17 protein-coding genes are annotated in these 13,969 nt (G+C 47.9%); 13 read left to right on the top strand and 4 right to left on the bottom strand.

Annotation, left to right across the window (positions count from 1 at the left end; all coding sequences use genetic code 11):
- Window positions 1–168: 168 nt before the first annotated feature.
- The 4 genes from K4H28_RS10485 to K4H28_RS10470 all read left to right on the top strand — a co-directional run bounded on the left by K4H28_RS10485 (window position 169) and on the right by K4H28_RS10470 (window position 3,554).
- Window positions 169–609 (top strand): RrF2 family transcriptional regulator, encoded by a 441-nt coding sequence (locus tag K4H28_RS10485; RefSeq protein WP_255573500.1) that lies wholly within the window; start codon window positions 169–171, stop codon window positions 607–609.
- 151 nt (window positions 610–760) lie between these two features.
- The gene (locus K4H28_RS10480) at window positions 761–1,045 is read left to right on the top strand and encodes a DUF2249 domain-containing protein (protein ID WP_221005152.1); all 285 of its coding nucleotides are present in this window, start codon (window positions 761–763) and stop codon (window positions 1,043–1,045) included.
- Window positions 1,046–1,061: 16 nt separating this feature from the next.
- Window positions 1,062–2,258 (top strand): NnrS family protein, encoded by a 1,197-nt coding sequence (locus K4H28_RS10475; protein ID WP_221005151.1) that lies wholly within the window; start codon window positions 1,062–1,064, stop codon window positions 2,256–2,258.
- 72 nt (window positions 2,259–2,330) lie between these two features.
- Entirely contained in the window at window positions 2,331–3,554 is a 1,224-nt protein-coding gene (locus K4H28_RS10470) for an HD-GYP domain-containing protein (protein ID WP_221005150.1), read from the top strand.
- 42 nt (window positions 3,555–3,596) lie between these two features.
- Here K4H28_RS10470 and eco read toward each other — a convergent pair whose 3' ends face one another.
- From eco to K4H28_RS10455, 3 genes are all read right to left on the bottom strand, one after another.
- Entirely contained in the window at window positions 3,597–4,070 is a 474-nt protein-coding gene (gene eco, locus K4H28_RS10465) for a serine protease inhibitor ecotin (protein ID WP_221005149.1), read from the bottom strand.
- A 108-nt stretch (window positions 4,071–4,178) separates the two neighbouring features.
- A complete protein-coding gene (locus K4H28_RS10460; RefSeq protein ID WP_221005148.1) occupies window positions 4,179–5,087 on the bottom strand; it encodes a PP2C family protein-serine/threonine phosphatase in 909 nt (302 codons plus the stop codon).
- Window positions 5,084–6,052 carry a serine/threonine protein kinase gene (locus K4H28_RS10455; RefSeq protein WP_221005147.1) on the bottom strand — a complete coding sequence of 323 codons (969 nt, stop codon included), beginning with the start codon at window positions 6,050–6,052 and terminating at the stop codon, window positions 5,084–5,086. Before K4H28_RS10455 ends, K4H28_RS10460 begins: the two co-directional genes overlap by 4 nt.
- An 84-nt stretch (window positions 6,053–6,136) precedes the next feature.
- On the opposite strand from K4H28_RS10455, the gene K4H28_RS10450 reads away from it, so the two are divergent.
- The 4 genes from K4H28_RS10450 to K4H28_RS10435 all read left to right on the top strand — a co-directional run bounded on the left by K4H28_RS10450 (window position 6,137) and on the right by K4H28_RS10435 (window position 10,127).
- Window positions 6,137–7,003: a YicC/YloC family endoribonuclease gene (locus K4H28_RS10450; RefSeq protein ID WP_221005146.1), complete on the top strand. Its 867-nt coding sequence runs from the start codon at window positions 6,137–6,139 to the stop codon at window positions 7,001–7,003.
- A 33-nt stretch (window positions 7,004–7,036) separates the two neighbouring features.
- The gene (gene gmk / locus K4H28_RS10445; protein WP_221005145.1) at window positions 7,037–7,651 is read left to right on the top strand and encodes a guanylate kinase; all 615 of its coding nucleotides are present in this window, start codon (window positions 7,037–7,039) and stop codon (window positions 7,649–7,651) included.
- Window positions 7,652–7,721: 70 nt separating this feature from the next.
- Window positions 7,722–7,931, top strand: a complete 210-nt coding sequence (gene rpoZ / locus K4H28_RS10440; RefSeq protein ID WP_027469620.1) for a DNA-directed RNA polymerase subunit omega — start codon at window positions 7,722–7,724, stop codon at window positions 7,929–7,931.
- Window positions 7,932–7,943: 12 nt separating this feature from the next.
- Entirely contained in the window at window positions 7,944–10,127 is a 2,184-nt protein-coding gene (locus tag K4H28_RS10435; protein ID WP_221005144.1) for a RelA/SpoT family protein, read from the top strand.
- Window positions 10,128–10,190: 63 nt separating this feature from the next.
- Here the strand turns inward: K4H28_RS10435 and K4H28_RS10430 are convergent, their stop codons facing one another.
- A complete protein-coding gene (locus K4H28_RS10430) occupies window positions 10,191–10,535 on the bottom strand; it encodes a DUF4870 domain-containing protein (RefSeq protein WP_221005143.1) in 345 nt (114 codons plus the stop codon).
- A gap of 212 nt (window positions 10,536–10,747) precedes the next feature.
- Between K4H28_RS10430 and thiS the strand changes: the two genes are divergently transcribed.
- From thiS to K4H28_RS10405, 5 genes are all read left to right on the top strand, one after another.
- Window positions 10,748–10,951 (top strand): sulfur carrier protein ThiS, encoded by a 204-nt coding sequence (gene thiS / locus K4H28_RS10425; RefSeq protein WP_221005142.1) that lies wholly within the window; start codon window positions 10,748–10,750, stop codon window positions 10,949–10,951.
- A 75-nt stretch (window positions 10,952–11,026) separates the two neighbouring features.
- A complete protein-coding gene (locus K4H28_RS10420) occupies window positions 11,027–11,818 on the top strand; it encodes a thiazole synthase (RefSeq protein ID WP_373312741.1) in 792 nt (263 codons plus the stop codon).
- 110 nt (window positions 11,819–11,928) lie between these two features.
- Entirely contained in the window at window positions 11,929–12,378 is a 450-nt protein-coding gene (locus K4H28_RS10415) for a GNAT family N-acetyltransferase (RefSeq protein WP_221005141.1), read from the top strand.
- A 117-nt stretch (window positions 12,379–12,495) separates the two neighbouring features.
- On the top strand, window positions 12,496–13,212 hold the full coding sequence (gene trmB / locus K4H28_RS10410) for a tRNA (guanosine(46)-N7)-methyltransferase TrmB (RefSeq protein WP_221005140.1): 717 nt from the start codon (window positions 12,496–12,498) through the stop codon (window positions 13,210–13,212).
- A 181-nt stretch (window positions 13,213–13,393) separates the two neighbouring features.
- Window positions 13,394–13,963 (top strand): LPP20 family lipoprotein, encoded by a 570-nt coding sequence (locus K4H28_RS10405; protein WP_221005139.1) that lies wholly within the window; start codon window positions 13,394–13,396, stop codon window positions 13,961–13,963.
- Window positions 13,964–13,969 lie beyond the last annotated feature (6 nt).

Below are 13,969 nucleotides of genomic sequence, written 5' to 3'. Positions count from 1 at the left end.
TGTGATTAGCAAGTTCAGCACAAAAAAATCTATTTTCGCCATCCAATAACAGTAAATAAAGGACCAGTATAAGGCACGTAAATAGAAATAAGTATGTCCACTGAGGTTTTCCATGTCGGTGCTGATTGAAGATGTATAATAAATGCCACTATTAAAATCCGAGACTGAATGATGCGCTTGAATGTGTTTACCGATTATTGCTTGCGCACACTGATCTATGTCGGCGTGCAAGGTGGTGGCATTGTGACGCGTGCTGAAATTGCCAGTGCTTACGATATTTCCGACAACCATTTGATGAAAGTGGTGAATTTTTTGTCGCGCAATGGCTTTATTGAAACAGCGCGAGGCAAGGGCGGTGGTATGCGGTTGGCGCGGCCTGCGAGCGAGATTAGCGTGGGGGCTTTGGTGCGCTTGAGCGAGGCAGATAGCCCGGTGGTGGAGTGCTTTGATCGTGAACACTCTACCTGTAGCATTGGCGGGATTTGTCGTTTGAAGGGGATTTTGCATGAGGCGATGCAAGCTTTTTATGCCGTACTCGATGGCTATCGCTTGGCGGATTTAATTACTAATCCAACTGAGCTCAATGCCATATTTGTTCAGAGTCGATGAGACAAATTGAGCAGAAGGATCTTTGAACGTTACTGATGTTTGATTTTGCGCAGTTGAGCGCTAGATAGGGTTTGCTGCGCTTGATTCGACTAGAATCTTCATGTTATTTTAATATGTATATAATTTACACATTAAAGAGTGAGGATTCAAAATGCACCCAACAAACCGTGTTCAGTACATCGACGTTCGTACCATCGCACCGATTGATCGGCATGCTTTGATATTCAAAACCTTTGAAGCATTAAAGGCTGGTGAGGCGATGGAGTTGGTGAACGACCACCGTCCAAGCCCATTGCAGGCACAGTTTGCCGTGCGTTTTGCTGGCGCGTTTACGTGGCAATACCTGCAAGATGGGCCTGAGCTATGGCAAGTCAAAATTGAAAAAATCAGCGATGCCAGCACGGGTGCGCCGTGTTGCGGCCATTGCAACGGTTAACTCTTAGGGGCGCTAGATGAATACCTTATTCAAACAAACTATCGCAGCGCCGCATCGACTGGGTTTTCTGGCTGGTGGCGTGCTGCTCTTGCTGAGTTTTATCTGGTGGGGCGCGCACATGCTCGGGCGCTGGCAAGGTGTCGCTTTGCCAAGCGCAGTCGTGCCGATGTTTTTGCATGGCTACAGCATGACGTACTGTTTTTTCCCGCTGTTCATGTTGGGATTTATTTATACCGCTGGGCCGCGTTGGTTGAGTGTGAGTAGTCCGAATTTGTCGCGTTATGCGCCAGTCATGCTGGGGTATTTAATTGGCGGCATTTTAGTGCTTGCTTCAGCAGTTAATACCCATTTGCTGGTGCTGGGCATTGCCTTGCAAGCTATCGCATGGTCGGCCGCATTATGGATTTGGCTGAGTGCGATCAAACGCAGCCAAGTGAAAGATCAACTGCATGCGCGAGTGATTGCGTTGGCGTTCACATTGGGCTTGCTTGGCATGGCCATCGCGGGATTTTGGGCGGCAACAGGAAGTACCGCTGCGTGGTTGTGGTCGGTTCAGATTGGCGTCTGGGGTTTGCTACTGCCGGTGTTTTTGACGGTGAGTCATCGGATGATTCCGTTTTTCTCTGGCACGGCTTTGCAGCCGTATAGCCCGTGGCGGCCGAGTTGGTGGCTGTATACATTAATAGGGTGTTCATTGCTACGCATTGTATTCATTAGCCTTGAATTAAATACCCTTGTTGTTGATTCGGTGATGGCAGGTGTGTTGTTGTACACCACTTGGCGTTGGGATTTACGTCAATCGTTCAAAGTGAAATTGCTGGCTATGTTGCATGCTGCTTTCGCTTGGGCGGGAATTGCGATGCTGCTATCGGCCATCAGCGAGACTTTGCGATTGAGCGGTTATGTGGGTTTAGGATTCGCACCTTTGCATGCGCTGACTTTGGGCTTTTTTTGCTGCATGTTGTTGGCGTTCGTCACGCGGGTGACCTTGGGGCATTCAGGGCGGCCATTGATCACGGGTGGATTGGCTTGGACGTGTTATTGGGCGATGCACGGCGCTGCCTTGGCACGGGTGGTCGGTGAGATTTTCCCGAGCATTCAATCGATGGCGTATGCCTTGGCGGCCGCTTTAGCGTTGATTGCATTGTTGGCATGGAGCCGAGTGTATTTACCGATGTATTGGCAGGCGAGGGTGGATGGCGCTGCTGGTTAATACCGATTGAGTTTTTGCTGCTACTTGCGCTACCGTGTACTACGATGAAAAACCCAGTGCAAGCTTGCGACCATGATAAAAAAAATCTCCACCGAATATGTGAAGCCAGGCATGTTCATCCACGATTTGAATGTGGACTGGATGGATCACCCATTTGTGCGCAATAAATTTGTCATTCAAAATGATGAAGAAATCGCCAAAATCTCCGCAACTGGCGTGCGCGAGGTGTATATCGATACTGAGCGCGGTCTGGGTTTGGCCGATGCACCGACACTAGAAGAAGTAAATGCTGAGCTCGATGCGGATTTGCTTCGCATCGCAGATGCGCCGTCACCGATTATCAAAATCTCATACGCTGAAGAAATCACCCGCGCACAAAAAATTCATCTGCAAGCAACGAATGCCGTTAAAAGTGTAATGCGTGATGTACGGATGGGGCAGGCGATTCAGATGGAAAATGTCGCCAATGTCGTTGAAGACATTACCGAATCGGTGCTGCGTAATAGCGGTGCTTTGGTTGGATTGTCGGCGATTAAGGATACAGATGAATACACCTTTTTGCATTCGGTCAGCGTCTGTACTTTGATGGTGACCTTTGCTCAATCCCTTGGCCTCGATCGTGAAATGATTCGATTGGCGGGTATCGGTGGTTTGTTGCACGATACTGGCAAAATGAAAGTGCCCAATGAAATTCTCAATAAACCCGGTCGCTTAACCGAAGACGAGTTTGCCAAGATGCGAACTCATCCCGAAGAAGGGTGGAAAATTCTGAAAGAAATCGAGGGGATGGAGTCGATTCCACTCGACATTACTTTGCATCATCACGAGCGGATGGATGGTACTGGCTACCCGCATAAATTGCCGGGTAGTGAGATTAGTCGCATGGCGCAAATGGCGGCCGTGGTCGATGTCTATGATGCGATTACCTCTGATCGCTGCTATCACGTTGGTATGCCCGCCACCGAAGGTCTACGAAAATTGTGGGAGTGGAGTAAATTTCACTTTAATCCCGAGCTGGTACAGGCGTTTATGCGTACCGTCGGGATTTATCCGGTGGGGACTTTGGTGCGTTTGGAGTCTGGACGCTTGGGTGTGGTGCTGGAGCAAAATGAAGGCAGCTTGTTGCAACCGAAATTGAAGGTGGTGTTTAGTACGAAGTCCAATACCTATATCACGCCCATCATTGTGGATTTGGCTCGCCCGATGGGTATGGGCGGTGCCGACAAAATTATGGGCCACGAAGATCCTGCGAAATGGGGGATCAACGTAGCCCAGTTTTTGTTTGCAGTCGCCTAATTTCAGGGTGTTTCAAAGCAACGTGCTGAGTCTCGATGGCAATTATTCGTTGACTGCGGTGCTCATTTTTGCTTTGGTAGAGAAAATGCGGTAACGCAGTTCAATTCCTTCTGGCACATAGACTACAAGTGGCAATTTAGAATTGTATCGATGCAGTTGATCAGAATGAATTGCGACAAAATCTTTAGTCTTTTTCATTTTTGGATCGCAGGCCATCATCGTGCTTGGGCCAGGACCGACTTGGCTCACTACCCAATAATTAAATCCCCAGCCTTCTGCGGTTTTTTCTGTCATCGTGCCGCTTAAGCGCGCACGATTGCAGTCCATTTCCATCACTTTGCCAGGCAATAATTGCACGCGGTAGAGATCAGGGTTTTTCACTTCAGGCAGATGAATCACTTTACGCACCATACCAGCTTCAGCGGCAGGGAATGGTTTCATTGGGTCTTGATTGGCGGCAAAGGCGCTACCTGCCAAAAGTGCGCTCAGCGAAATAAGGGCTGCAGTTTTTTTCATGAGGCTTAATCCTTGTTCGAATAATCGGAGTGAAACAATTCAACTTTAGCCAGAGTAAAGCAAATTTAGCCATAGAGTATGTTAATGATTCACACTCAGCAGCGATATTTAACGTGAATATTTATTGATTGCCGCTTGAATTTCTGCAATGGCTTTTTCGATATCATCGTCGCTAATTTCAGGTGTAGCGGCCAGCGTCATCGCATCGATATGGGTGCTAATGGTATTTGCATCGAGCTTTTGCGTTGAAACAAAGGCTTCGGTATCTGGGAAGTCATTGCTGTCATGCCAATTAATCGCTAAGGCCGTCAGATTATCGCCATAAGCACCACCGCGAATTTCTGCTCTATCCATCAATTGTGGCACTGAAAACATCACTGGGAATGAAGATAAAAAGTGAGTGATTTCCGACTCGGCCAGCGAGCCCCAGAATCCATCTGTGCACAATAACAGCGCATCGCCATCATTGAGTACTACTTTGCCGCCAATTTCAATGTCGGGAATTAAGCTACCACCAAGGCAATTATAGATTTTGTTTTTTTCCGCGTGGCTAAGTGCTTCATTTTCAGTAATCAGACCTGCATCGACCATTTTCCTGACTTTTGAATGATCGCGCGTTTGTGCGACCACTTGGCTTTCACGAATCAAGTAAAAACGAGAGTCACCGACATGAGCCCAATACGCAATGCCGTCTTGCAAAATACAAGCAACGACAGTTGTGCGCGGTACTTCGATCAGGTGATGGGCGATCGCATAGTTGTAAATGGCATCATGACAGCGCATGAGTGCATCTTGCAAAAATTCAGCCGGATTTAATATGATCGGGTTGGCTTTTTTTTGAAATTGATCACTGAGCAATTCAACCGTGATTTGTGCGGCCACTTCGCCGTGTAAATGACCACCCATACCATCAGCAACGACGAGAAGGAGAGCGTCGCGGCTATATGAATACCCAAATCGATCTTGGTTGTATTGGCGTCCGCCTTTGCGCGTTTCTTGGAATACGGAGAATTTCATGAATTATCCCTGTTCTTAGGGCGGCTGATTTCAATCCACTTTCGTTTCAGCGTACTGATAAAATTTGATTTTTTACTTGGCGCAGAGCCAGGTTCGAGTAGCAGTTTTTGAATTTGCAATACACTTTGCGGTCGTTTCTCGTGGTCGATCTCGATGCATTGATGAATCAAACTTAGGAGTTCTGGCGAGTAGCGGTCGCCATAGGCTATTTCAAGCCGCTGTACTTTATCTTCTTTTTCTCGGCCATCTGCCGCTTGGGGCGCGGTGCCTGCGATACAGGCAAACATCGAAGCACCGATGCCATAAATGTCTGTCCATGGGCCGAGCTGTTCTTTTTTGCGATATTGCTCAGGCGCAGCAAAGCCGGGCGTATACATAGGGGTGAGGCGGGAATGCTCTGCCGTCAATGATTGACGAGCCGATCCAAAATCGAGCAAAACCGGTGAGCCATCTTTGCGGATATAAATATTGGCGGGTTTAATATCCAGATGTAGCAGTTTATTCAAATGAACTTCGCGCAAGCCATTGAGCAGATTGTAAAACACGCTTCGGATGAGTTTTTCGTCTACGCCTTCGCGTTCATGATTAATCTGGATTTCTTTCTGTAAAGTACGGCCACGCTCGTATTCCATCACCATATAAACGGTGTCATTGGCACGGAAAAAATTTAGTACTCGCACGATATTGGGGTGTTGAATCCGCGCTAGCGTTTTACCTTCTTCAAAAAAGCATTTCAGCCCATGGCGAAACAGTGCTATGTGTTCTTCGCTGACCGCTTGTACGGCAACGCCTTCTTTTCTAAGCGCAAGTGAGTTGGGTAGGTATTCTTTGATGGCAACTGGATAGTCATGCTCATCGTGCGCTAAATAGACAATACTAAAGCCGCCTGCTGAAAGCAGCTTGGCGACGGTGTAATTCTGCAGTTGATATCCGCGTGCGAGCGGTTGATTGCTTGGGGTGGCCATGCTTATTTTGGTTATACTCTCTAAGAATATCTAGTGTCAGCCCTGCCGCCTTAACTGTAAAGTGGCACGTTCAAAGGAAATTATATGATTTATAGCATGACTGGCTATGCAAGTGCGCAAAGAGAATTATCCCATGGTGTTTTATCGGTCGAGTTGCGTGCCGTCAACCATCGCTTTTTAGATCTAACTCTCAGATTGCCAGAGGAATTTAGGGCTTTAGAGGGCGCGATTCGTGAAAAACTCAATGGCCGCCTCAATCGCGGCAAGTTAGAGTGCCGCCTCAATTTTAATTCCCGCGACACAGGCAATACTCAGTTGCGCCTAAACAACGCTTTAGTGGCAGAGTTGTTGCGCCTTGCTGATCAAGTTAAAGAACATCAAGCCAGTGCCGGTGATTTACGGATGGCTGATATTTTGCGTTGGCCTGGTGTGATTGAGTCTGATGCTTTGCCAACTGAGTTATTACAAGCAACTGCATTGGAGGTGTTGGATGTTGCGCTGGATGACTTTTTAGCTAGCCGTGCTCGTGAAGGTAGCAAACTCGCGGAAATTTTACTTGAGCGCGTTACCGCGATGGATGCATTGATTGCTGGCGTGAAGCCATTGGTGCCACAAATTGTGAGCGATTATGAAGCTAAGTTGACGCAGCGATTTGTTGAAGCACTAGGAAGTGCAGAGGATGATCGCATTCGCCAAGAAATGGTGATGTTTGCGCAAAAAGTGGATGTACTCGAAGAGATAGACCGTTTGCAGACGCATTTGGCTGAATTACGCCGGATTTTACAAAAAGGCGGCAATGCAGGTAAACGTTTGGACTTTTTGATGCAAGAACTGAATCGTGAAGCCAATACCTTGGGTTCTAAATCGGTTTCGGTCGAAACATCGAAAGTTTCGATGGAATTAAAGGTCTTAATCGAACAAATGCGGGAACAAGTGCAAAATATCGAATAAACTACCCGTAATTGTGTAGAGGAAAAATACGTCATGGCCAAAGGTAATTTGTTTGTGGTGACTGCGCCCTCGGGTGCTGGCAAAACCACTTTGGTAGCGGCTTTGCTTGCTGCTGATTCGCATGTTCAGTTGTCGGTGTCATTCACAACTCGCCAGCCGCGTGCGGGTGAAGTGGATGGCAAAGATTACCATTTTGTTGAGCGTGCTGAATTTGAGCGCATGATCGCAGCGGGTGAGTTACTTGAGTTTGCTGAAGTGTATGGAAATTACTACGGCACATCGCAAGTCTGGATTAATCAAGTGATGGAAAATGGCCGCGACATTTTGCTAGAAATTGATTGGCAAGGTGCGCAGCAGGTGCGCCGTTTATTCCCCGCCGCGATTGGCATCTTTATTTTACCGCCTTGCATCGATACCTTAGAAAACCGCTTGCGTGGTCGTGGTAAAGACAGTGAAGAGGTCATTGCTCGCCGCATGGCCGTGGCAAAAGAAGAAGTTAACCACGTTGATGAGTTTGATTTTGTGATTGTCAATGAGCACATTGACGATGCGGTACGCGACATTGTTGCTGTAGTTCGCGCTCAGCGTTTGACTTTAGTACGTCAATCAAGCCGTCATACCGCGTTGATTTCAAGCTTAAAAGGCTAAATTTCGCTGCTGGTGGTATAATAGGCGGTTTCGCCCCTTGCCGGGCTAGCCGCACTCGGAGATAAACCCCATGGCACGTGTAACTATTGAAGATTGCCTCGATCGTATTCCTAATCGTTTTGACCTGACTTTGGCTGCTGCATTTCGTGCGCGTCAAATCGAAAATGGCTCAACGCCACAAGTAGAAAATAATGGTCGTGAAAAACCAACTGTTTTGGCATTGCGTGAAATGTCGGCCGGTTTGGTTGGTGTGGAAATTTTAACGCGTACCCGTTCTTAATATCGAGAAACTATGCCTATCTCAGTGACTTCGAACGATGTGCCGGCGCTGACTGATGCACCCGAGGTCATTGAGGAAGCAAATCGGTTTTTGAATGAACAAACCGCTTATTTAAAGCGTGAAGACCGAGAGATGTTGTTCTCGGCTTTTTTGTTTGCGGAAAACGCGCATCGTGGTCAGATGCGTCGTTCAGGTGAACCGTATATCTCACATCCGCTGGCTGTTGCAGGCATTTTGACGCAATGGAAGCTGGATGCACAGGCCCTTGCTGCTGCCCTCATGCATGATGTGATGGAAGACAGTGGAGTGACCAAGCTCGAACTGACCGAGAAATATGGTAAAGCGGTTGCTGAGCTGGTCGATGGCATGAGTAAGATCGACAAGCTTGAATTCCAAAGTAAAGAAGAAGCGCAGGCGGAAAACTTCCGCAAAATGCTGCTGGCGATGGCGCGTGATTTACGCGTGATGCTGATTAAGCTCGCCGATCGTTTGCATAATATGCGCACGATGGATTCAATGCGGGCGGACAAGCAAAAACGCATCGCACGTGAAACGATGGAAATTTATGCGCCGATTGCCAATCGGATTGGCCTTAATGCGGTGTATCAAGAGCTGGATGATTTGGCGTTTAAATACATTCATCCACGCCGCCACCATGTTTTATCCAAAGCACTGAAAGCCGCTCGCGGTAATCGCCGTGAAGTGGTGCAAAAAATCCTCGATGCCATTCAAGCCAAACTACAAGCGCAAAATATCGATGCGGTGGTGACAGGGCGCGAGAAAAATCTCTACTCGATTTATCGCAAGATGCTGGAAAAGCATCTTAGTTTTTCTGAAGTGCTCGATATTTATGCATTCCGCGTGATTGTAAAAGATAACTCGCATTGCTATTTAACGCTTGGCGCTTTGCACGCTCTATTTAAGCCAATTCCGGGCAAGTTTAAAGACTACATCGCGATTGCAAAAACCAATGGCTATCAAAGCTTGCATACCACTTTGTTTGGTCCGTATGGCACGCCGATTGAAGTGCAAATTCGTACCAGCGAAATGCATCGAATTGCCGATGCGGGTGTGGCTAGTCACTGGATGTATAAAAGTGGTGATGAAGGTTTTTCAGATGTGCAGCAAAAAACCCATCAGTGGCTACAGTCTTTGCTGGAGTTGCAGTCCGAATCTGGCGATGCGGTTGAGTTTTTAGAGCACATTAAAGTCGATTTATTCCCTGACCAAGTCTATGTGTTCACGCCGAAAGGCACGATTCTGAGCTTACCTAATGGCTCAACTTGTGTTGATTTTGCCTACGCGGTGCATACCGATATTGGTAATCGCTGTATTGCGGCGAAGGTCAATCATGAATTAGTGCCGCTACGTAATAAGCTCAAAAATGGCGACCATATTGAAATCGTCATGGCGGCGCACGCGCGCCCGAATCCAAGTTGGCTGGCGTTTGTGACCACAGGCAAAGCGCGTTCGCAAATTCGGCATTTCTTGCGCACGATGCGCTTTGATGAATCGGTGCACTTGGGCGAGCGATTGCTTAATCAAGCCTTCTCGGCACTGCATCAGCCATTGCACGTGAATGATGATATTTGGGAGAAATTCCTGCGTGAAAGCGGTGAAAAATCTCGAGATTCGATCTTGGCCGATATTGGTTTGGGGCAAAAGCTCGGCGTCGTGATTGCCAAGCGTTTATTGCAGCTCGCTGGAACATGGTCGGAAGATGGACGCCAAGGCAAAAAACCAATGTCGGTGTCGATTCGTGGCACTGAGGGGATGGCAATTCAGTTTGCGCGTTGCTGTAATCCGATACCGGGGGATCCTATCCTTGGTTTCGTTAAGAAAGATCAAGGCTTGGTGGTGCATACCCACGATTGTCCACAAGTATCAAAAGGCCGCATTGATGCCGAAAAACTCATCGATGTCGATTGGGATCCAGAAGTCGCACGCTTGTTTGACGTGCCGGTGAAAGTATTGGCTGAAAACGAGCGCGGTACCTTGGCCGCGCTGGCGGCGGCGATTGCCGAAGCGGAAGCCGATATCTCTGCAGTGACGATGGGCGATACCGTTGAGTCGCACGAGCGCTACCTCAGCGTGCAATTTACGCTGCAAGTGAATAACCGCCAGCATTTAGCCAAGGTACTGAAAAACCTGCGCCGACTCCCTGCCGTGTATAGACTGCAGCGTGTACGCGCCTAAGCACGTCGCTCCTAAACAAAAAAGCCTAGCCAATCGCTAGGCTTTTTTGTTTGATGCGGAATCTTATTTGAGTAATCGAATATTGAATGGCAGGCGGTACGGTAAACCTTTGCCTGCATTCACTGCGCCGAGTATGCAAAATACGACATGCAGTAGGCCAACCAATGGGAACAATAAAAACCCAATCAACACAAACATCAGTACCCAGCTCGCGGCATAGCCGACCATGGTGGTAATTGACCAATTTAAGGCTTCTTTGGCTTGATCGGTCACCAGCGCATCGTCTTTTTTAACCAAGTAAATAATCAGCGATGGAATAAAGCCAAAGAATAAAGTGCCCAGCCAAATGAGCAGCACAATATTGTTAGTCTCATTGCTGGGGCGGTTTTGAGCTTCAAGTTCATTCATGATGTCGTCCTTTTGACTTGGTGGCGGTGGTGGGTAACGCCCAGCATTGGGCACTCATTGGATTGAGCTTAACGCTCGTGACGTTGCTTGGTCAAACTTGCGCAATAGATTGGTATAAATTACGGCTCTCCAAGCGGACTCCTGCGCGGTGTCAAAAAAAGCGAACGGTGGCGTGATAAACTGTTGGCATATTGCGATGTGAAGGTAAAACAATGATCAAAATTTCAATTAATGGTGAAGCGCGTGAATTTCCAGCCGCGTTGAATGTGACCGAGCTGGTTGTTGTATTGGAATTAACTGGCAAACGAATTGCGATTGAGAAAAATGGCGAGATCGTGCCGAAAAGCCAATATCCAGAAACCATGCTGCAAGAGGGTGATGTATTGGAAATGGTCGTTGCTGTTGGTGGTGGTTGATGTATTGAGTTGTAGCCATTATTAATCAATGGCTGGATGGTAATACATAAGATATTTTAATGATTGCAGGGGCTTATGATGTCAGAACAATTTCAAATTGCCGGTAAAACGTATCAATCACGCCTCATTGTGGGCACGGGTAAATATAAAGATTTCACTGAAACCCGCGCTGCGGTTGATGAGTCGGGTGCAGAAATCGTCACTGTGGCGATTCGCCGTGTGAACTTGGGCCAAGATGCATCGCAACCTTCCTTGCTCGAATACCTGCCGCCATCGCAATACACGTATTTGCCGAATACGGCGGGCTGCTATAACTGCGACGATGCGGTGCGTACTTTGCGCTTGGCGCGTGAATTGCTCGACGGCCACAAATTGGTGAAGCTTGAAGTCTTGGGCGACCCCAACACGCTGTACCCGAATGTGCGCGAAACCTTGAAAGCCGCCGAGATTCTGGTCGCCGATGGTTTTGATGTGATGGTGTATACGTCGGATGATCCGATTATTGCCAAAGAGTTGGAGCAAATCGGTTGCTGCGCAATTATGCCGCTGGCGTCTTTGATTGGCTCGGGCATGGGGATTATTAATCCATGGAATCTGCGCTTGATTATTGACTCGGCCAATGTGCCTGTGCTGATTGATGCGGGTGTCGGTACGGCATCGGATGCGGCGATTGCGATGGAGTTGGGTTGTGACGGTATCTTGATGAACACGGCGATCGCCGGTGCTCGCGACCCGATACGTATGGCACGTGCAATGAAGTTGGCGGTGCAAGCGGGGCGTGATGCCTTCCTTGCTGGTCGTGTTCCACGCAAATTGTACAGCGCCGATCCTTCTAGCCCAACGACGGGTTTGATTGCTGCGAAGTAAATTCAGTAGCAAGAACACACTGTTCTTGAAATTCAATAATTAGGGTATTGCTGGCTAGATATTGTTTGTCATATTCTAGCTGCCAATACCCTTTATTTATTTGGATTGAGATGACAGATATTCATGTTCGCTATGCAACGCTCGATGATGTTGAGCGTGTTGCGCCACTATTTGATGCATATCGCGTTTTCTATCAAGAGCGAAGCGATTTAAACTTGGCGCAGCAATTTTTGCGTGAACGTCTTGCCTTGGGTGAGTCGGTGATTTTATTGGCCGAGTTAAATGGCGAGGCGGCAGGGTTTATTCAACTTTATCCACTTTTTAGCTCTTCTGCATGCCGACGGATTTTGTTGTTAAATGACCTATTTGTTGCCAAGTCGGCGCGGGGGCGGGGCGTTGCAAGACGCTTGATGGGGTACGCAAAAGAGCATGCAGAACAAGTCGGTATTTCGCGACTCGAATTATCTACCGCGCACAGTAATTTGCAAGCACAAGCGCTGTATGAATCGCTCGGTTACCAATTAGACCGTGAGTTTCGCTATTATTCGCTGACCTTTTAACGTGCAAAGCTTGGTGAATTGGCCTTACCGTTTTACCATACGCCTATTCAATAAAAATGCCGCTGCGTCTTGGATGCAGCGGCGTTTTTTATCTAGTACAAGTTTTAAGGAATCAAGATGGAAAACGAGCAAGCTCCTGCAGCCAATGCGGCAGAAATAGAAGAATTCAAGCAACGTAAAATTCGTAGTTTTGTGTTGCGCCAAGGGCATTTGTCGACTGGCCAAGCGCGGGCGCTAGAAGAGTTTGGCCCCCAATTCTGTATCGATTACAGCCCGAATGTACTTGATTTAGATGCTGCATTTGGTCGTAGTGCGCCACGGGTGTTGGAAATCGGCTTTGGCATGGGTACGGCGACGGCTGAAATCGCGGCGCAGCGCGCTGATACGGATTTCTTGGGCGTTGAAGTGCATACGCCGGGCGTGGGAAGTTTACTGAAGTTGATCGGTGAGCAATCTCTGACCAATTTACGTATCGTGCAGCACGATGCGGTGGAAGTTTTAGAAAACATGTTGCAGCCAGAATCTTTGGCAGGTGTGCATATTTTCTTCCCAGATCCATGGCATAAATCGCGGCATAACAAACGCCGTTTGATTAAGCCTGAATTTGTTCAGCAATTGGTAACGCGCATTCAATCGGGTGGCTATTTGCATTTGGCGACCGATTGGGAGGATTATGCGGTGCAAATGCTGGCAGTGCTCAGTGCTGAGCCTAGTTTGGTCAATACCGCAGAGGCTTATGCGGAGCGCCCAGATTATCGCCCGCTGACCAAATTTGAAAACCGTGGCATTAAGCTTGGCCATGGTGTTTGGGATTTGGTGTTTAAAAAGAAATAATCGCCTGAAAATTAGCCGCCCTGACTTGAATCGGGGCGGCTTTTTTTGTTTGGATATCTTATTTGCATAAACCAGCGTGAACCACACTGTAGAAAACCGATTTACCGCCGATATAAAATTACTAGCGTCGATCACAAGTCTTGCTAGAGTGAAAAATAATCGGAAGGGCAAGGAGTGCACGATGCAAACATCCTCATATAAATTGATCACCCTTTTACTGACCTGCCTTGTTACTTTGTCAGGTTGTGCCAGTTCTACACGCTCTAATAACACTTCGGCCCATGATATGCCGCCGGTGGTATTGCCAACCAAAGTGACTGCCGTTGGTTTTGGTGCGATGCCTGTGGGGGATGGCTTAACGCCAGCGCAGCGTCATTTGCTGGCTATGCGAGCGGCAAAGTTAGATGCTTATCGCGCACTGGCTGAAACTGTTGCAGGTATTAAAATCACTGGTACAAGTACGGTCTCTGCCATGGCGCTGACTAGCGATAGCTATAAAGCCTACATCGAAGCGTATATGCGGGGAGCTCGCGTAGTGAGCATTACGCCGTTGCCTGATGGCGCGTTTGAAACGATTTTAGAGCTCACTTTGGGCGGTGATTTTTATCGTGCTATGCCACCACCTGCCGCCGTAAACAGTGAAATGCCACTGACTACCACACCAAAAACGGCACCAGCACCTATAAATGTTGTGCCGCAACCTGTAGCCGCTAAAATGGATGCAACTCAAAACTTCTATCTATCATTGTGAAAAAAC

Origin of the sequence: Deefgea tanakiae (assembly GCF_019665765.1) — a bacterium.
In the GTDB taxonomy this organism is placed as follows: domain Bacteria; phylum Pseudomonadota; class Gammaproteobacteria; order Burkholderiales; family Chitinibacteraceae; genus Deefgea; species Deefgea tanakiae.
The sequence above is the reverse complement of the archived record's forward strand: the minus strand, read 5'-3'. Positions and strand labels throughout refer to the sequence as shown.